Annotated in this window: 16 protein-coding genes and 1 tRNA gene; 9 read left to right on the top strand and 8 right to left on the bottom strand. The window is 44.8% G+C overall.

Annotated elements, in window-relative coordinates; translation table 11 throughout:
- Positions 1-109 precede the first annotated feature (109 nt).
- The gene (gene msrB, locus KHN79_RS09385) at positions 110-490 is read left to right on the top strand and encodes a peptide-methionine (R)-S-oxide reductase MsrB (protein ID WP_182008541.1); all 381 of its coding nucleotides are present in this window, start codon (positions 110-112) and stop codon (positions 488-490) included.
- Positions 491-606: 116 nt separating this feature from the next.
- On the opposite strand, the gene KHN79_RS09380 is transcribed toward msrB, so the two are convergent.
- Positions 607-1428 carry a DUF2989 domain-containing protein gene (locus KHN79_RS09380; protein ID WP_182008540.1) on the bottom strand — a complete coding sequence of 274 codons (822 nt, stop codon included), beginning with the start codon at positions 1426-1428 and terminating at the stop codon, positions 607-609.
- 101 nt (positions 1429-1529) lie between these two features.
- Here KHN79_RS09380 and KHN79_RS09375 point away from each other — a divergent pair, with 101 nt between their 5' ends.
- Positions 1530-1817, top strand: a complete 288-nt coding sequence (locus KHN79_RS09375; RefSeq protein WP_182008539.1) for a DUF1315 family protein — start codon at positions 1530-1532, stop codon at positions 1815-1817.
- Between the two features lie 217 nt (positions 1818-2034).
- On the opposite strand, the gene ansA is transcribed toward KHN79_RS09375, so the two are convergent.
- Both ansA and sppA read right to left on the bottom strand, forming a co-directional pair.
- On the bottom strand, positions 2035-3048 hold the full coding sequence (gene ansA, locus KHN79_RS09370; protein ID WP_182008538.1) for an asparaginase: 1014 nt from the start codon (positions 3046-3048) through the stop codon (positions 2035-2037).
- 109 nt (positions 3049-3157) lie between these two features.
- Positions 3158-5008: a signal peptide peptidase SppA gene (gene sppA / locus KHN79_RS09365; RefSeq protein WP_182008537.1), complete on the bottom strand. Its 1851-nt coding sequence runs from the start codon at positions 5006-5008 to the stop codon at positions 3158-3160.
- A 222-nt stretch (positions 5009-5230) separates the two neighbouring features.
- Here sppA and KHN79_RS09360 point away from each other — a divergent pair, with 222 nt between their 5' ends.
- From KHN79_RS09360 to KHN79_RS09350, 3 genes are all read left to right on the top strand, one after another.
- The gene (locus KHN79_RS09360) at positions 5231-7243 is read left to right on the top strand and encodes an NADPH-dependent 2,4-dienoyl-CoA reductase (RefSeq protein WP_182008536.1); all 2013 of its coding nucleotides are present in this window, start codon (positions 5231-5233) and stop codon (positions 7241-7243) included.
- Between the two features lie 193 nt (positions 7244-7436).
- Positions 7437-7985: an NAD(P)H nitroreductase gene (locus KHN79_RS09355; protein WP_182008535.1), complete on the top strand. Its 549-nt coding sequence runs from the start codon at positions 7437-7439 to the stop codon at positions 7983-7985.
- A 132-nt stretch (positions 7986-8117) separates the two neighbouring features.
- Positions 8118-10082, top strand: coding sequence for a DNA topoisomerase III (locus tag KHN79_RS09350; RefSeq protein ID WP_182008534.1), 1965 nt, complete (start codon positions 8118-8120; stop codon positions 10080-10082).
- 46 nt (positions 10083-10128) lie between these two features.
- Here the strand turns inward: KHN79_RS09350 and KHN79_RS09345 are convergent, their stop codons facing one another.
- Together KHN79_RS09345 and KHN79_RS09340 are read right to left on the bottom strand one after the other, a co-directional pair.
- Positions 10129-10335, bottom strand: a complete 207-nt coding sequence (locus tag KHN79_RS09345; RefSeq protein WP_182008533.1) for a hypothetical protein — start codon at positions 10333-10335, stop codon at positions 10129-10131.
- Positions 10336-10473: 138 nt separating this feature from the next.
- Positions 10474-11163 (bottom strand): SDR family oxidoreductase, encoded by a 690-nt coding sequence (locus KHN79_RS09340; RefSeq protein ID WP_182008532.1) that lies wholly within the window; start codon positions 11161-11163, stop codon positions 10474-10476.
- Positions 11164-11282: 119 nt separating this feature from the next.
- Between KHN79_RS09340 and KHN79_RS09335 the strand changes: the two genes are divergently transcribed.
- Positions 11283-12203, top strand: coding sequence for a histone deacetylase (locus tag KHN79_RS09335; RefSeq protein WP_182008531.1), 921 nt, complete (start codon positions 11283-11285; stop codon positions 12201-12203).
- A 210-nt stretch (positions 12204-12413) separates the two neighbouring features.
- Here the strand turns inward: KHN79_RS09335 and KHN79_RS09330 are convergent.
- The 3 genes from KHN79_RS09330 to KHN79_RS09320 form a co-directional block, all read right to left on the bottom strand.
- Positions 12414-12504, bottom strand: a tRNA-Ser gene (locus KHN79_RS09330).
- 156 nt (positions 12505-12660) lie between these two features.
- Positions 12661-14469: a DUF3413 domain-containing protein gene (locus tag KHN79_RS09325; protein WP_182008530.1), complete on the bottom strand. Its 1809-nt coding sequence runs from the start codon at positions 14467-14469 to the stop codon at positions 12661-12663.
- Between the two features lie 22 nt (positions 14470-14491).
- Positions 14492-14719 carry a YejL family protein gene (locus KHN79_RS09320; RefSeq protein WP_182008529.1) on the bottom strand — a complete coding sequence of 76 codons (228 nt, stop codon included), beginning with the start codon at positions 14717-14719 and terminating at the stop codon, positions 14492-14494.
- 85 nt (positions 14720-14804) lie between these two features.
- Here KHN79_RS09320 and yejK point away from each other — a divergent pair, with 85 nt between their 5' ends.
- From yejK to asd, 3 genes are all read left to right on the top strand, one after another.
- Complete coding sequence (gene yejK, locus KHN79_RS09315) at positions 14805-15803, top strand: nucleoid-associated protein YejK (protein ID WP_182008528.1); 999 nt, start codon at positions 14805-14807, stop codon at positions 15801-15803.
- A gap of 423 nt (positions 15804-16226) precedes the next feature.
- Positions 16227-17384 carry a chemotaxis protein gene (locus KHN79_RS09310; protein WP_182008527.1) on the top strand — a complete coding sequence of 386 codons (1158 nt, stop codon included), beginning with the start codon at positions 16227-16229 and terminating at the stop codon, positions 17382-17384.
- Between the two features lie 309 nt (positions 17385-17693).
- Positions 17694-18806 (top strand): aspartate-semialdehyde dehydrogenase, encoded by a 1113-nt coding sequence (asd, locus tag KHN79_RS09305; protein ID WP_182008526.1) that lies wholly within the window; start codon positions 17694-17696, stop codon positions 18804-18806.
- Positions 18807-19043: the final 237 nt, after the last annotated feature.

Below are 19043 nucleotides of genomic sequence, written 5' to 3'. Positions count from 1 at the left end.
AAAGTATGTGCTACAACTGTTGCGAGAATCAAGTTTTTTGCTAAAAAAGTCATTGCTAAAAATAGGAATTAAGGAACAAAAATTAGTGGAACAAAGCGGGGAGAAAGTGATGAAGTCCGATGAATACTGGCGCGAGCGTCTATCTGATGAAGAGTTTCGCGTATGTAGAGAGCAGGGAACTGAGGCACCCTATAGTGGTAAGTTATTGCATAATAAGGAAACTGGCGTTTATAGCTGTACCTGTTGTAATTCACCTCTGTTTGTCTCTGACAACAAGTACGATTCAGGGTGTGGCTGGCCGAGTTTTGATGCGCCAATCAATGATAAAGCGGTGCGTTATTTAGATGATCTGAGTCACGGAATGGTGCGTACAGAAATTCGGTGTGCGACATGTGACAGCCATTTGGGGCACGTTTTTGAAGATGGCCCGCAGACCACAGGTGAGCGTTATTGCGTAAATTCGGTGTCGTTAATTTTCAACAAATCGTAATTTTAATGACAAAATTACAGTTAAGTGTGTTTTATCCTTTCAAAACTCGATGAGTAATACACATTTCATTGTATAAAGAAAAACTCCCATCAAATGATGGGAGTTTTTCTTTTGGTCTAGATATCTACTGGTATCAGTTTGGGAGAATAATTTCCTTTTTCTATACTATTTGCGATCTCCTTCGCGAGTTCGTCTAGTTTCTGATATTCCTCTGGATCGCTAAAGCTGAACATTCTCTTTAGCTGTTTTTCATCCGCAACGGGTAGGTCAAACTTTTTGGCTACCATTGCCCACACGTAAGCTTGCTTTTTATCCCCTAACTTCTGGTGAATACTAGCCATTGATTTGATAATCACCGGGTTCAGATTGTCTTTGTTCGATAAAGTGAGCGCGTTGTTTAACAAAGTGAGGGTCTTAAGGGTGTCCCTGTTAGTATAAAATGTCGCTAACGCATATTGCATTTCAGCGGTGTTCATCTGTGGCGAACCCTCCATCTGCAACAGTTGACGACGCGCTTGCGTATCGCCGGTCTGAGACCAAAGGAAATACAAGGTCTCAGGCTCTTGTGAAGGCTTAAGCTCTGTGACGATCCGCTCGAGTTCGCTGATGCTGTAGACTAAAGCGTCAACACGTTTTCGCTTTAGATCACTTTGGTCAATAGGCGTTATCTGAGAAGCAAGTTCCAGACACTTCCGGTATTCAGCGACGATGCCGTATTCTTTTATCTGACTCGAATCTGAAAGATTGGCCAGTTGTTCGTGGCGATGCCAAATCAGGTTGGTGCGCGGAATGCGGCACTGGCCGTCATCCATGTTGAGTTTTTCGCAACGAAGTTCAGGGTTGTTATCACACAGTTGTTCAGTGTTTCCTTTGCGCTCAAAGCAACCTGTGATGGTCAGTGTCGCGAGGCCTGCAAGCAGCCAGTATTTTGTTTTCATGATTTTGCCTGTGATCCGTTACACCAATTCATTTTCGTATTCTTGACTCAGTTTCTTAACCCGCTATGTTCTGTGGACATAATGTAATAAGAAGGTACATCATGGACAGAGAGCAATTATTAAAAGCGATGACACCAGAAGTTTACGATCGCTTGGTTTATGCAGTAGAGACGGGAAAATGGCCTGAGGGTACAACACTTTCCAGAGAGCAGCGAGATTCATGTATGCAAGCTGTGATGCTGTATCAGTCGAAACACAACACTGACGCTCAGCACATGACTGTTGCTGCGGGTGGTGAAATCAGTTTTAAATCTAAACAGGAACTGAAAAAGCAGTTCAGTGGTACTGAAAGCGATATCGTTCGAGTTAATCCAAACCTAGATAAATAACCTCAGTTCGGGATAATCAAAGCCAATCAGCACAGCTATTTTTATGCCTAACGTCTTTAAAATCAATGTAATAGACTAGCTGTTGACTTTGATTTTGCCTAGTTAGACATCAAAAGCTTGCTGACTTCCTTATCCAGAGCTGAGGTTAAATAGAAGGTGACAAAACGACAAAGCCCGATGATTTAACATTGGGCTTAGTAGTTTCAACAGTCCGTATTTATAAGCTCATTTCACCGCGCATGACTTGCTGCATTTTGTCTTTGACTTCTTCATAAGACAAATTTTGACTCAGAAGATAATGCAATTTTGCCAGAGCAGCTTCAGGAGTCATGTCAAATCCGCTGATTACGCCAGCATCTGCAAGAGCACAGCCTGTGGCGTACCCTCCCATATTTACCTTACCCGCCAGACATTGAGTCAGGTTAACAACGATCACACCGCGCTCTGATGCTTCTTTCAGGTGACCCAGCAATTCTGGGTTTTGTGGTGCGTTACCCACGCCGAACGTCAATAGAATCATTGCATTCACTGGCTGACGCAATGTATTTCGGATCACTTCATGTGAGATGCCCGGGTACATAGTAATGACGCCAATTGGCTGTGGTGTGATGTTGTGTACCTTAAACTCACCTTCTGGCTGAGATCCGACAGTCACATTGTTGCTAATCTGAATGTTGATACCGGCTTCCAGAAGTGGCGGAAGGTTTGGAGATGTGAAAGCATTAAAACCATCGGCATGCGATTTGGTGCTGCGATTACCGCGCATTAGCTGATTATTGAAAAACAGAGTCACTTCATTAATCGGAAAGTTTGCTGCGATATGCAGTGCATTCAATAAATTAGCCTGGCCATCAGAGCGCAGTTCTGCTAAAGGAATTTGTGAACCTGTCACAATAACCGGCTTGCCAAGGTTTTCCAGCATGAAAGACAGCGCAGATGCCGTGTAAGCCATGGTATCGGTGCCATGCAGAATGACGAAACCATCATATTTGTCATAGTTATCGCGAATGTCATCAGCGATTTGCTGCCAGTCAGCGGGGGTCATGTCTGATGAGTCGATCAGAGGGTCGTATTCGTGAATCGTATACTCAGGCATTTCTGAACGATGAAACTCTGGCATCGCTGCTAGTTGTTTCTCCATAAAGCCAGCGATAGGTACATAACCGTGATCTGATTTCTGCATACCGATAGTACCACCGGTATAAGCGATATAGATGTGTTTTCTCATCATCGTTCTACTTATGTTTATCTGGGGAGCGTTGCGCGGATTATAACGAATTGATGGGTAATAAAAAGGGGCATATCACTTAGATATGCCCCTTTTTACGTGCTAGGAGAATCTATTGAACCTGGCAGTTAAGACAGAAAGCGTACTGGCCTCTAGGGTCATTAAAGCTCTGAAGTATACTCACATCCTGTTTTAACTGTTGTGCCGCAGGCTGTAAGCTCGCTGGCAACATACTGGTAACGTCGATACCAAGCGAGACTTTCACGCTTTTCATGAACTCTTCTAGGAACAACTCAGCTGGTGAAAGCGGCTCTTCAACCCAGTAGATACTGTAGTCTGTCACATTGGCGAGCTTCGCAGCCAGCTTAACCGCATCATCAAAGTCACCCATCTGATCGACTAAGCCATATGACAATGCGTCCTGACCTGTCCAGACTCGACCCTGAGCTACTTTATCGACCTCTTCAACTGACATTCCTCGGTTGGAACCTACCAGATTAATGAATCGGCTGTAGCCATGCTCGATGTACATTTGCAACGCTTCAGACGCACCTTCAGATAACCCAGTTGACAGCCCGTCACCAGAGAATGGTGAAGTACCTACACCATCGGTATGGATCCCCAGTTTACTGAAGCCTTTCTCGAAGGTCGTGATGACACTAAAGATACCGATAGAGCCCGTCAGAGTCGTTGGCTGAGCGACAATTTTGTCGGCACTCATAGAGATCCAGTAACCACCAGATGCAGCCAAGCTCGACATCGAAATAACAACAGGTTTACCTGCTTGTTTTGATGCTTCCACTTCATTGCGGATAACCTCTGAAGCAAAGGCGCTGCCTCCCGGACTATCAACCCGGAGGACAACTGCTTTTACTTTTTTGTCATTACGAGCCTGTCTAAGAAGGCTTGCCACCGTGTCACCACCAACGGTGCCGCGAGGCTGTTGACCATCCATTATTGCGCCGCTTGCTACAACAACAGCAATGTCATCTTCTGCGTTATTGTATTCAGGATGCATTGTTGCAAGGTAATCGTAATAGCTGATCGCGTTATAGCTGTCTTTACCGTCACTACCGAACTCTTTAGCAAACAGAGTGCGGATATCCTGGCGTGTCGCTAGTTCATCAACCAGCCCCATCTTAAGAGCTAATTTAGCAAGGTCACCATCAACAGAGCGCATTTCTGCCAACATTTCGTCCAGACTTGGATTTAGAGCTTTGGAGTCAATTTTGCGGTTGGTTGCCACATCATCCACAAACGCGCTCCAAAGTTGCGTTATCCAGCGAGTTGCAGATTCCTCAGCAGCTTCTGACATATCATCGCGAACAAATGGCTCAATGGCTGACTTATAAGTACCGACACGGAACACGTGTGTGGATACATCGAGCTTTTCTAGTAGCGATTTGTAGTACATCGAGTAGGTGCTATAGCCTTTGATTAACACGCCACCGTCAGGGCCCAGATACACTTTGTCTGCGTAACTTGCCAGGTAATATTGACTTTGATTATAGAAGTCACCAACTGCGTATATCGGCTTGCCTGATGTTTTAAATTCATTAAGGGCTTTGGCCACATAACGTAATTTGGTCAGGTTGGTTTCAGGCAGATCACGCAGCGCCAGAACCAGGCCAGTAATTTTCGGATCGTCCTTGGCGTAGCGAATAGTATCGACGATATCAAAAAGAACGTTTTCTTTTGGCATATCCTGGCCGATCAATGAACCCGCGAAGGAATCCATTGGATTGATATAGTTGCGTTGTTCTACGATGGGCCCGGAGAGGTTCATTACCAAGGCTGACTCTTTATCGATAACAGGTCGGCCATCACCAGTATGGGTAAATGCAAAGTAAAAAACGGCAATCATCAACAGAAAGATCAGGTTTGCCAGAGCGAGTCTGACAAAGGTGATACCTTTCCATATCCCTTTAAATATCAGACCAATAAATTTGAAGAGTTGTTTCATCATGACTCCATCACGAGTAATAAATTCGTTATTTTATAAATTTTGAGTTCTTAACTCTAAGACCTCAAAAGATAACGTATTTTTAGCTTATCACGCTCCTTCAACAAATGGCATATTTTAACGCTAGATTGATCGGTGTTACAAAAATGTAAACACCTGTTTGATTTTTTGGTTATCAAATCGTAATGTCGTTACACAAGATAATAAAAAATGGATTTAGTAATGTCTGTCATGTACCCAAACTTATTAAAACCACTGGATCTCGGTTTCACCCAAATACGTAACCGTGTCTTGATGGGATCAATGCATACTGGTCTGGAAGAAGACAAGGGCGGATTGCACAAACTGGCTGCATTCTATGAAGAGCGAGCGAAAGGCGGTGTCGGTTTGATTGTTACCGGCGGCTTCGCTCCTAACCTCCGTGGCCGACTGTCTCCTCTGAGCGCTGAATTCAGCAAGCGCAAGCACGCTGAAGAGCACAAGGTCGTTACTGAAGCCGTTCACAGACACGGCGGCAAAATCGCCCTGCAGATTCTGCATGCAGGTCGCTACGCAATGCATCCATTAGCGCAAAGTGCGTCGGGTATTAAAGCGCCAATCTCTAAATTTGCACCGAGCGAAATGAGCGAGCGTCAAATCAAGAGCACTATCGCAGACTTTGCTAACAGTGCACAGCTTGCACAGGTCGCTGGTTATGACGGCGTCGAGCTTATGGGTTCAGAAGGCTATCTGATCAACCAGTTCCTGTGTAAGCGTACTAACGTACGTTATGACGACTGGGGTGGTAGCTACCAAAACCGCATCCGATTCCCGTTAGAGATTGTAAAAGCGGTACGTGAGGCGGTGGGTAAGGAATTCATTATTATATTCCGTCTTTCTATGCTTGATCTGGTAGAGCAGGGCAGCACGTTTGAAGAGGTTATTGAACTGGCGAAAGGGCTTGAAGAAGCCGGCGTAACCATCATCAACACGGGTATTGGTTGGCATGAAGCCCGCGTTCCAACTATCGCTACACAGGTTCCTCGTGGCGCATTTACCTGGGTTACAGAGAAAGTGAAGCCGCATGTGTCAGTGCCAATTGTCACCTGTAACCGAATCAATACGCCAGATGAAGCCGAGCGAATTCTCTCTTCTGGCCATGCTGACATGGTATCTATGGCTCGTCCTTTCCTTGCTGACCCGTATTTTGTAGCGAAAGCGGAGCAGGAGAAAGCCCAGTTCATCAATACCTGTATCGGCTGTAACCAGGCATGTCTGGATAACGTATTTAAAGGCAAACGTGCAAGCTGTTTGGTGAATCCGTTAGCTTGTTATGAAACAGAGATTGTTGTAGAGCCTGCCTTCAAGAAAAAGAACATTGCAGTAGTAGGTGCCGGCCCAGCAGGTCTGGCATGTGCGACGACATTGGCAGAGCGCGGCCACAAAGTCGACCTGTTCGAGAAGAATGACCGTATTGGTGGACAGTTCCGTCTTGCTATGCAGATTCCGGGTAAAGAAGAGTTCCGTGAGACAATTCGTTACTTTGCTAACCGTCTTGATGAAACCGGCGTGAACCTACATTTATCGACAGAAGCGAACTTTGATTTACTGACCGAATACGATGAAGTTGTAATGGCTTCTGGTGTAGAGCCGCGTAAAGTAACGATTGAAGGTATTGATAACCCGGAAAAAGTAATTGATTACCAGACTTTGATTCGTGATAAAACGCCGGTTGGCGAAAAAGTGGCGATTGTTGGTGCAGGTGGTATCGGTGTTGACATTGCAACTATGATCACCGAACCAGCAGACCATACGCTGGATGATTGGCTACATGAGTGGGGCATTGATAAAGAGATATCTCAGCCGGGTGGTTTGTATCCTTTCCCTGATTCTGTAAGCGACAAAGAAGTCTGGGTACTTCAGCGTCGTCAGGGGCAAGTTGGTAAAGGTCCTGGTAAAACGACTGGCTGGATCCACAAACGTACGCTGGAAAAACGTGGCGTTCATCTACTTGGTGGTGTCTCTTATGAAAAGATCGATGACCGCGGATTACACATTCAGGTTGAAGGCAAATCACAGCTGCTGAACGCGGATAAAGTGGTTATCTGTGCGGGTCAGGAGTCGGTTCGTCCATTCGAAGATAAATGGTCTGAGCTGGGTGATAAGCTTCATATTATCGGTGGTGCTGACCATGCTGGTGAGCTGGACGCAGTACGAGCAATTCGTCAGGGCGTGAAACTCGCAGTGAAGCTATAATCCATTTTGCTGGTCGACTCTCTAAAGCTGCGCACATTGCGCAGCTTTTTTATTTCTTGGTTGTAAGGAAACGTTATATTTGTGGGCTGGATAGAATCCCTAAAAAACGGGTTGTTATTCAGAGCAATAGATTGTGCTAAAGTGAGCAACAGACGAAATTAAAATACAAGTTAGATTCAATAAGGACCTGTCCATGGAAGCTCTCGATCTGTTGCTTAACCGCCGCTCTGTCGGTAAGTTATCCGCCCCGGCGCCAGAAGGTAAAGCGCTAGAAAATATCATTCGTGCAGGCCTTCGCGCTCCGGACCATGCCGGCTTAACGCCGTGGCGTTTTGTCATTGCTCAGGGTAAAGGTCTGAACAAACTATCTGAAATTCTGGTTAAAGCAGCGATAGCTGACAATAGTGATGACGCTGTGGTTGAGAAATTGAAAAATGCACCGTTCCGAGCGCCGATGGTTATCACTGTAATCGCAAAAGTGACTCAGCATGACAAAGTGCCAGCACTAGAACAGTACCTATCGGCAGGCTGTGCCGTTCAGGCAATGCAAATGGCAGCGGTTGCACAGGGATTTCAGGGTTTCTGGCGCTCAGGACCATGGATGTTCCATCCGAAAGTTCATAAATCGTTTGGCCTGGAAGGGGAAGATGAAATCGTTGGTTTTCTTTACCTGGGTACACCAAGTGGCACCCCGATGAAAGCGCCAGAGCGCGACTTGTCGAAGTTTGTTGAATTTCTCTAAATTTGAGGCAACTAGACTCTAGTTAATGGATTGCTACTAACGAATGGTTACTGGTTATCTGTACAGTTTTTCTTGATTTCTTAGGGCTACATTCGATAATGTAGCCCTAATTATTATTACTTCCAGAACCTTATGTCTCGTCTTTTTATCGCTGAAAAACCAAGTTTAGGCCGTGCTATCGCTGCCGCACTCCCTAATCCCCAAAAGAAAGACCAGGGCTTTATTCGCTGTGGTAATGGAGATGTGGTGACCTGGTGCATCGGGCATTTATTAGAGCAAGTGGAGCCAGATGCTTACGATGAGCGCTATAAAAAGTGGAACATGGCCGATCTTCCGATTGTTCCTGGGCAGTGGCAGCTAAGACCTAGAAAGAGTGCTAGTAAACAACTGACCGTGATTCGCAAGTTGTTGAAAGAGGCAACGGAAGTGATCCATGCAGGAGACCCAGATCGTGAAGGTCAACTGCTTGTGGATGAAGTGCTTGATTACTGCAAGCTCTCTAAAACCAAAAAGCAGGCGACCCAACGTTTACTGATATCGGATTTAAACTTACCAGCCGTAAAGCGCGCACTTAACTCAATGCGCAGTAATCGTGACTTTATCCCTCTTTCTGTTTCTGCATTGGCCCGCTCAAGAGCAGATTGGTTGTATGGCATGAATATGTCTCGCGCTTATACCTTGCTGGGGCAAAAAGCAGGTTATCAAGGCGTGCTTTCGGTGGGGCGTGTACAAACCCCAGTTTTAGGATTGGTGGTTCGCCGCGATGAAGAAATAGAAAACTTCGTACCGAAAGACTACTTCACCCTGCACGCACTGATACCATATCAAGACCAAAACGGTGCATTTGATATTCGGGCGCGCTGGAAACCAAGTGAGGCTTGTAAACCTTGGCAAGATGAAGAGGGAAGAGTTCTCAACCGCAAGCTGGTGGAGAACGTTGCAAATCGCATCAAAAACCAACCTGCGACGGTGACAGAGTCGGAGCAGAAACAAACTAAGCAAGCTGCACCGTTACCTTATTCCTTGTCCGCTTTGCAGATTGATGCCGCAAAACGCTATAGCATGAGTGCTCAACAAGTATTGGATACTTGTCAGGCACTGTATGAGAAACATAAGCTGATTACTTACCCGCGTTCAGACTGTCGTTACCTGCCGATGGAACATTACGCGCAAGCGGGTTCCGTAACCTCCGCAATTTCGAACAATGCTAAAGATCTACAAAGTGCCGTGCAAGGAGCTGATCTATCCATTAAATCAAAAGCATGGAACGATAAAAAAGTCGATGCTCACCACGCGATCATCCCGACGCCGAAGCAAGCTAATGTGAATGCGTTATCCGGTAATGAGATGAAAGTTTATCAGCTGATCGCAAGGCAATATTTAATGCAGTTCTACCCGGCAGCCATTTACGCAGAAGCTAAGTTAGTCTTCGATATCGCTGGTGGTACATTTATCGCTAAAGGTCGCCAGCTTGTCTCTCCGGGATGGAAAGCCCTAATGGGTAAAACTGACAAAGAGGACGAGGGAATCGATGCTGTGCCGCCTTTAGCAGAAGGCACGGTACTAACCTGTAGGGAAGGTGAAATTAAAGACCGCAAGACAGAGCCTCCCAAACATTTTACCGAAGCGACACTACTGCAGGCCATGACGGGTATTGCACGTTATGTCGCGGATAAAGAACTGAAAAAGATTCTTCGTGAGACCGATGGTCTTGGAACGGAAGCGACACGTGCCGGAATTCTCGATACCTTGTTTAAACGCCAGCTTTTAACCCGCCAGGGAAAGTCTATTCTAAGTTCACCTGCGGGGCGAGGTTTGATACATGCACTTCCGCAAGACGCCACTTATCCGGATATGACCGCAAACTGGGAGCATCAGTTACAAGGGATGGCAGAGAAGAATCAGGCGTATCAGCCGTTTATGCAGGCGTTGGAGCAACGAATAGATGGTTTGATGGGGCAGGTTAAATCGGGGCCGATTCCCGAGTCTTTACGTCACTTACCTAAAGTGGAACGACCGGCGTTCAAGCGCAAGAAACGCAGCTATCCGAAAAGCACTACTTCCAAGTCAAGCTCTCCAAAACGCAAATCATCCTAAAACAAAGCGGCACAGACAGAAGTGTGCCGCTTTACTCTTAGCTTTACTATTCAAACAGACCGCTATTTTTCTCGATTGCTCCTCTGACGTCATCTTGTGTCAGTACACGTTTACCTAGGTCTTGTTTTACTTGTTTACCCAAACCTACAAGCGCATCTCTGTTTGCTTGGGTTTGGCGTTTACCGGCACTTTTTAAGCAATAATTTAACTCATGATCTTCACTGAAATTCACCAGATCTTTATCTGCGGCCATGGTTACGCTCCTTAGTGGTTTGATAACTCAACTAAGTCTGGATTGCATATGGCAAAATTCAAGTTTAACTACTTAGATATTTGCGTGTTTCTCTGGTGAATAAATCCAAAGCGAGCGAAGTGCATTTTGGCAAGACAACTACCAAGGTAGTTCAGTACCATCATAATTAATAAATTGACCTGAGTTACTTTGTGTACTTTGTTCTATCACTTTAGATAGGCCCTGCGCTGAAGTGTCTGTATCAATCAGCGCGTTCGGCCCGCCCATGTCGGTAAGCACCCAGCCCGGGTGAAGTGCAAGAACGGTAAAGCCTTGGTCTGATAAATCGTTGCTTAAGCTTTTTACCACAGAGTTTAGTGCGGCTTTGGATGAACGATAAATATAACCACCGCCGGAAGTATTCTCAGTCATGCTGCCGACTTTAGAAGAAATGCAGGCGATCTTCTTCATTTGGCTATGCCTGATCAATGGGTAAAAGGCTTCGACTAATTTGAGCGGAGCGATTGTGTTTATTTCGAAGACTTTACGCCATTCCTCAACGTCAGTATTTCCAAAACCACTCCCTTTAGGGCCGTAGTAGCCGGCGTTATTAATCAATAAATCGATGGCAGGTAGATTCTGTGCCAGTTCAGAAACTTTTTGATAGTCGGTGACATCCAGTTCGTGAAGCGTTAATGAGGAATGCTGGTCACTCAAGGTAACTAACTCGTCGCTGCTCGCTAAGTTCCGAGTTGTCGCATGCACCTGCCAGCCGTTGGCGAGGTACAACTGTGTTAAGCTCAAGCCGATACCACGGTTGGCTCCGGTAATAAAAACGGTAAAACTCATCTGAATCCCTATTCCTATTTATTGTTGAGTCAACTCTGAAAACCTTAGCAGTTAAATAGCATTTTATTCAATAGATGAACTTGCTACTATTTCTCCACTATTGCTCACAAGAATCTCCTATGCTGCCGCTTATCTATCACCCTATATACTCGCAACTTGATTTACCAGAAGGACATCGTTACCCAATCATGAAGTATCAGTATCTTTATGATGCGGTAGTGGAGGAAATCGAGAGTGGAAGCCGCCAACACCGAGTTCAGTTTTTTGAGCCAGTCGCACTTTCCGTAGCAGATATTAAGCGAGTACATGATGATGAATACGTGGATTTGCTGGTCAGCGGTACTATGCCAGCGGCTAAGATGCGTCGGATCGGTTTTCCATGGAGTGAAGCGCTGATAACCAGAACTCTGACGTCGGCCGCCGGAACGGTTCTGACTGCTGAAAAAGCACTAGAGCACGGCGTGGCTTTACATCTGAGTGGGGGATATCATCACGCTCACAGAGACTTCGGCAGTGGTTTCTGCCTATTTAATGATTTGGTGATTGCTGCAAAGCATATGCTGGAGCATGACGATGTGGATAAAGTTCTGATCATTGACAGCGATGTTCATCATGGCGACGGCACCGCGACCTTGTGTCAGGATGAGGCGGACATTGTCACTCTATCTTTCCACTGCGATAAAAACTTCCCGGCAAGAAAACCGCAGTCTGATCTGGATGTTCCTCTGTTAAGGGGGACGGATGACGAGACTTTCTTAATGACGTTCAAGGAAGTGGTAGAAATGGCGCTTAACCTTCATCGGCCCGATATGGTGATTTATGATGCAGGCGTTGATATCCACAGCGACGATGAACTCGGATATTTTGATGTCTCTACTCAAGGGATACTAGAGCGTGACCTCTTCTTAATGCAGAAAATGAAAGAACGAGGGATTCCCGTTGCAGCCGTTGTTGGTGGTGGTTACCGAACTAATCACGAAGATCTTGTGCCGATTCACATGCAATTGTTCAATGCTGCGTCAGAAGTGTTTGCTTGTTGATGTTTATCTGAGATTTAGGACAAATCCGTTTGTTGCGCTAAAAACGAAAAAGGCCGCTAATTTCTTAGCGGCCTTTTTACTATATGTGGCGGAGTTCGGGGACGCCTAGTCCGGAGGCGCGACCGACTAGGGATTTAGCAAATCCAGTTGATTTCTTCAGTGCGCTAAAACGACGAAAGCCCGTTGATTTCTCAACGAGCTTTCTAAATGTGGCGGAGAGATAGGGATTTGAACCCTAGATACGCTATTAACGTATGCCGGTTTTCAAGACCGGTGCTTTCAACCACTCAGCCATCTCTCCGTTGTTGGTCAGGATAATATTAGGCTTTGAAAAGGTTGTAAACCCTAAATCTGTTTGTTTGGATGTTTACTGATCAATTTTGTGTTGTTTGTTGTTTTAATAAACAAAAAGCTCTCAAGAGGAGAGCTTTTTGTGATGTGAGGTTGTTAACTTGTATCAATCGTTCTTGGAATAGAAACGTTGTAACTCAGTCAGACCCTGCATTAATACTGGCATCTTCGGCGTTTCATCACGCAGACGTTTGTAATCTTTGTCGTATAACTTGTAGTTGCCAAACTTATCTATCACAGTTGTTTGCGTGCCGGTTATCAACGCCAGTTCACGCGTATCACCGGAAAGTATCCAGCGTCGGCGACTTTCATCAAATAGGTTACGACCACTACTGTAGTCACTTGGGTTAGAAGACACTCCCAGCATGTCTTGTAGCAAGGTCACCGAAAGATCTAAGTGGCTGGTATTATGAGTAAAATCGCCAGCCAGTCTTCCAGGCCAATGAATTACCATCGGTACCTGTAACTGATAACGGCTGTAGTTGCTGCTTGCGCCCCAACTGTTGGTGTTTGTCTCGTTGAACTCACTACCATGGTTTGAGGTAATGATAACAATCGTATTGGTCAGCAGGTTTGTTTCTTTAAGTTCACTGATGATGTCGGCTACGGTTTTATCAGCCGAGTTAACCGCATGCTCATAAGCTTTTTTAAACCGCTCACTTGCTGGTACTTCTTCAGATGCGTTGGAATGCACTGATTCAAAGTTATCCACTGCGGTTACTTCGATAAAGCTAAACCATGGCTGTTGGGCGTTGTTGGCCAACCAAGTTTTCCAGTCAGAGATGGACTGGCTGTCAGTTCGCGTTTGTTTGTCGCCAAGTTGTTCTGACAGGTCTTGGTTTTTGAAGATAATTTCCGAATAAAGGTCGTCTTCAAAGCCATTGCCACTGAACAAACCAAAGCTGTAGCCCTGATCTTTCAGCACATCAAGGATTACTGGTGAAGTGCCTTGTGCCTGAATGCTGGAAGCGTAGCTGGTTGGTAATCCGTAGAACAGACCAAATGCACCATAGGTGTCATTACTTGAGCTGTAATGGTTACGGAAGTTCTGACTGTTCTGCGCAAAGTCATAAAGGTTTGGCATCTCTTCTTGATTTAACGCATCCCCACGCAGATTGTTCACACTGATCAGCAGTACATTTAGCTTGTTTACGCGGCGGCTAAACTCGAGTTTCTCAAGTGGGTAGTTCACCAGTTCCGCATTGCCGTGATTTTCAGCTAAGCGTTTAAGGTATTCTTCACGATCGAGCAAACCATGTCTTTCCATAAAGCTTTTTGCTGTCATCGGGTATGACAACGGGAAGTTAGCTCGTTGATTCGTGATCGGATTGTAGAAGTACGCGTCTGCCCAAATATAAATAAGGTGGCTGGCAATAAAACTCAAAAAGAACAGAATAGCGATTGGACGCCCAATATGTTTGTGAGAGAGTTTACGCTGTTGTCGCCAGACCCATTCTGATAGGGCAAGCTGGATCAGGAAGATAAACGGCATTACAACAAAAAGGTGTTGCAGATCTGCGCCTAACGCACTTTTATCATCGCTGAACAGGAGCTCCCAAACGACAGGGTTGAGGTGCAAGTTGATCGACTGATACGCTTGGGTATCAACCAATAAGATTGTTTGTCCGACTGTGGCGAAAATCACTGCCACCAAACGGAATAATTTCCGGGATGGCAGGACAAACGTCAACGGGAATAGCACTAACAGGTATAGAGCGAAAACCAGAAAGCCAAAATGTCCAACCCAAGATATTGCCAGATATAACTGACCCAATAAGGTCTCAGGCCAAGGTGATTGAACGATATAGCGTGTGCCTATCAACATTGAAGCGACAATGTTGAAGAATGCAAACCAGTGTCCCCAACCTACCAGTCGAGATACACGTTCGCCGTATGAGTTTCCGCTGTCTACCATGTATGTGTCTAATTATCCGTTATTAATGTGTTTTTGGTGTTTCTAATGAAGACATCAGTGCCTGTGCAAATTTTTCAGCAATCACTTTACGTTGTGAAGCGGCAACACGTTGATTTAAGACATTGGTTGCTATATTTCCTGCAATCATTAGCGTTAACTCAGGAGAAGCTGCATGTTTTTCAAGAACTAATGCAACTTCTGCAAGAATTTTCTCTACTTGTTCGTCAGTATATTTAGATGTAATCGGCATAAAGACTCTAATAATGATAGTAAAAGCGGCTTATGATAACCTACAATGCCCATCAACTAAAACCTTGTAGCAAGATAAAATCACTATGAGCCTTCATCTTTCAAACGTTATTCTGCATCAACTATGTAAAAACGATCAGGACGAACTGGTTGTTAACCTTCGTCCGGCATCTCTAGAAAACGATGCTTCTACTGAAAATCTGGTCGCTGAACTTCATCGAGTATTCCATTCTAAAGCTGGTAAAGGTTTTGGTGCTTTCCAGTCAGACAGCGAATTCCAATTTTGGCTTCAAGAAATGCGCAAAGGTGAGCGAGATTTTTATGACTTCTCACAAATCAGTGCAAATCGACTGAAAGAAGAGTTGATTAAGTATCCTTTTGCCGATGAAGGGATTTTAGTTTTCGCTGAATACCAGAGTCTGGCGACGGACTATCTGTTTATTGGTATTTTGCCGATGAACCAAAGCCTGAAAGTGACAGAAGGTCTGGATATCAGTGCAACTGACTATCTCGACATTACAAAAATGGATATCGCTGCGCGTATCGATCTTTCTAGTTATGAGACTGACAAAGAATCTAATCGTTACTTGCAATACATTAAAGGTAGAGTAGGTCGTAAAGTTGCAGACTTTTTCCTGGATTTTCTCCAGGCTGACATTGGTTTAGATACCAAGCAACAAAACTTAGTATTGATGCAAGCTGTGGATGATTTTTGTGCGGACTCGAAACTAGAAAAGCAAGAAGTTAACGAATACAAAAAGCAAGTTTACGATTACTGTAACGAGCAGATTAAATCTGGCGATGAAGTTCAAATCTCTGAGCTTTCTGGGGAGTTACCAGCAAGTCAGGATGGCACCAGTTTTATGGATTTCACCAAAGAACAAGGCTACGAACTTGAGGAGTCTTTCCCTGGTGACCGCGCGACGGTACGTAAACTGACCAAATTTGTTGGTGCTGGTGGTGGTTTGAATATCAGCTTTGATAGTTTGTTGCTGGGCGAACGTATCTTTTACGATCCAGAAACGGACACATTAACCATCAAAGGTACGCCACCAAACTTAAAAGATCAGTTGAGCCGCAACTAATCTAACCTAAATCTAGGTATATCAACTTCAGATAAAGAGAGCCATTGGCTCTCTTTTTTTGTATGCAACAGATCCAATTCCTCTTTCATGATATATCCTTGTTATTAATAAGAATATAAAAGTTATGTTAGTTGAGAGGCTGAAAGTTAGGTTTATAGAAGAGTTGTGTATACGTGTATACTTGTACTGTGAAGTGATGACACGTGACCAGTATTCCGGACAAAAATAAAACAACTTCAAACATGAATCTCTCTAACTTTTTTTGCTGTTAACTTTCTCAAAAATGAAAAGAGATACATTACGCTAAGATATTGATATTACTCTGACTTAAAAGGCCAGAGGTTGAGGTATTCAAGACATATCCGAACTGGTTTACCGGTTCGTCTTGATTCCTGTTCCACACCAATTACTAAAGGTAATACCATGTCTGCTCATCGATTTATTTCAATGATGGTTCTATGGCTGGCTATGACTCTATCCGGATGCTCACTATTAGAAGTGAAAATTGATAGCCAAACTGTTCCGCTCACCAAACAAGAGCTTAATATGAGGATATTGACGCGAGAGTATGCAGCGCAGTCATTTGCTCAGATAGAGCAAGCCGCGGATTCTATGCAAGAGCAATATGACTCAAAAGATCAAATTCACCAATCTTACATACTGCTTTGGAAAATTAATGCGGAAGAAGGCATACAGGCATCGGCTTATCAAGTAACACCAATGGCCGGGCTGATTGATACTTGGGTATTCGTCCATCAAATCGACGAGTTTTATTCTACAGGAGCGGGCAGTAGCTTATTTGCGACAGATGAAGCGAAAAGAGTTTCCGAAAATTTGGCGTATGAAGCGGATAAGCTAGCTCAGTCTGTATTAAAGCCGGACGTTTACGACAATACAAAACGCTTCGTAGCGGACTTTGTCAGGCAGCATCCATTCGTTGATCTGAGTATGATCAGGACTCCGGCTTACCGCGCGTGGTTGGCATTCAGCCAGATCAGTGAGGAAGAAGCGGTCACAACGTTGGGAACGATGCCAGAAGCATTAGGCGATGTTTCTGATCGTCTGAGCTTGGCGTCTCAGCAAACGCCAAAGATTATGACATGGAAGGCTCAGTTACTTGCACTCAACAGCTCGGCCAGTATCGAAAAAGTCAATGCAGCGCTGAGTAGCTTGCAAGTCACTGCAGACTCCATGAGGGACTTTATCGACAACAATCCCGAATACATGCGTTACCTTGCGGAACAAATGGCAGTGGAATTGCAGCCTTTGGTTGAAGATATTGACCAGAAAACGGAGGAACGCCTGTCCCAGCTCAGCGAAGAGCGTCAGGCACTTGAAGATATGGTGGCCAGAGAGCGTAAGGAAATCGCACTGATTATTACTCATGAGCGTGAACAGTTTGCACAAGACATCGACCGTGTTTCTCAGCAAGTGGTGGACTTGGCTATGAACAAGGTTATTGAGCTCGTAAAAAGCACTATCATCTACTTCATTCTGTTTATTGTCGCTATCTTCTTTGCCCCGCTTGGGCTTGGTTATCTGTTAGGTAAGCGGGCAATCGCGAAAGCGAAACAGAGTTAATTCTGATTTGTGAATCCCAAAAGAGCGCGAAAGTGCTCTTTTTTATATTGGGTATATACCCTCCCCAGTTTGTATCCGGCTACTGGGTTGTTGACGCAGAATTTCTGGTATGACCAATCTTTAATCAAAATAACTTTTCATACTTGCAAATTGCGAATTTTCCAAACCTAACTCTTCAAAAAATAGGTTTAGTATGATTTTTCGACAGAAAAGGTTAAAAATTATGCCTTTTTACAAAATAGGGGTTGAGATTTTTCTGCGAAAATTGAACTATGGGGGAAGGTTTTTAATACATGGAGAGTTAAGGCGATGAGAGTTGGTTTAGTTGGTTGGCGCGGTATGGTAGGTTCAGTCCTGATGCAGCGTATGGTTGAAGAAAAAGACTTCGATCTGATCGAACCAGTATTCTACAGCACTTCTCAAGTTGGTATTCCTGCTCCTAACTTAGGAAAAGACGCCGGCTTGCTACAAGACGCGTTTGATATTGAAAGTTTAAAACAGCTTGATGCAGTGATTACGTGTCAAGGTGGCAGCTACACTGAGAAAGTTTATCCGGCACTTCGCCAAGCAGGTTGGAAAGGTTATTGGATTGATGCGGCTTCTACATTACGTATGGCAGAAGATTCCATCATCACTCTAGATCCTGTGAACCTGAAGCAAATCCAGCAGGGTATTCATGGTGGCACTAACACGTTTGTTGGTGGTAACTGTACCGTAAGCTTGATGCTGATGGGTCTTGGCGGCTTGTTCGAAAAAGGTCTGGTTGAGTGGACGAGTGCGATGACGTACCAGGCTGCCTCTGGTGCAGGTGCGCAAAACATGCGCGAGTTGATCTCACAAATGGGCGTTATTAACGACTCTGTAAGCTCAGAGTTAGCAAACCCAGCGAGTTCTATTCTTGATATCGATAAGAAAGTTGCAGACACAATGCGTAGCTCATCTTTCCCAACTGATAAGTTCGGCGTGCCTCTTGCTGGTTCCCTAATCCCTTGGATCGATGTTAAGCGTGAAAACGGCCAGAGCAAAGAAGAGTGGAAAGCGGGTGTAGAAGCGAACAAGATTCTTGGATCTCAAAGCTCACCGGTTCCGATTGATGGTACATGTGTTCGTATTGGTGCGATGCGTTGTCACTCACAGGCGTTGACTATCAAACTGAAACAAAACGTGCCAATGGATGAAATCGAAGAGATCATTGCGAACCATAACGATTGGGTGAAAGTGATTCCAAACGAGCGTGATATCACGGCGCAAGAGCTATCTCCAGCGAAAGTAACCGGCACTATGTCTGTGCCAGTAGGTCGTCTGCGCAAGATGGCGATGGGCGATGACTTCCTGAATGCATTCACTGTCGGTGACCAGTTACTTTGGGGTGCGGCAGAGCCTCTACGTCGTACACTGAGAATCATTCTTGCTGAGAAGTAATTAGGTCATATGGTTAGTTAATTGTGGAAGCGTCCGAAAGGGCGCTTTTTTATTTCCTGAAGAGACTTTCGAACTACAGGCTATTCAATGAACAAAGAACCAAATTAAGGGCTTTCCTCACGGCGTACACCATTTGTGCTTCATAATTATGACTACTTATATGATTTAATGAAGAATTATGAAGAAATCAGAGGAGTCTTACGGGGTGTGTAGGGCTGTTCTGATTTTATTCAAATC

This window comes from Vibrio sp. B1FLJ16 (assembly GCF_905175385.1).
GTDB lineage: Bacteria > Pseudomonadota > Gammaproteobacteria > Enterobacterales > Vibrionaceae > Vibrio.
Note: the sequence above shows the minus strand (reverse complement) of the source record. Positions and strands in the feature narration are given on the sequence as shown.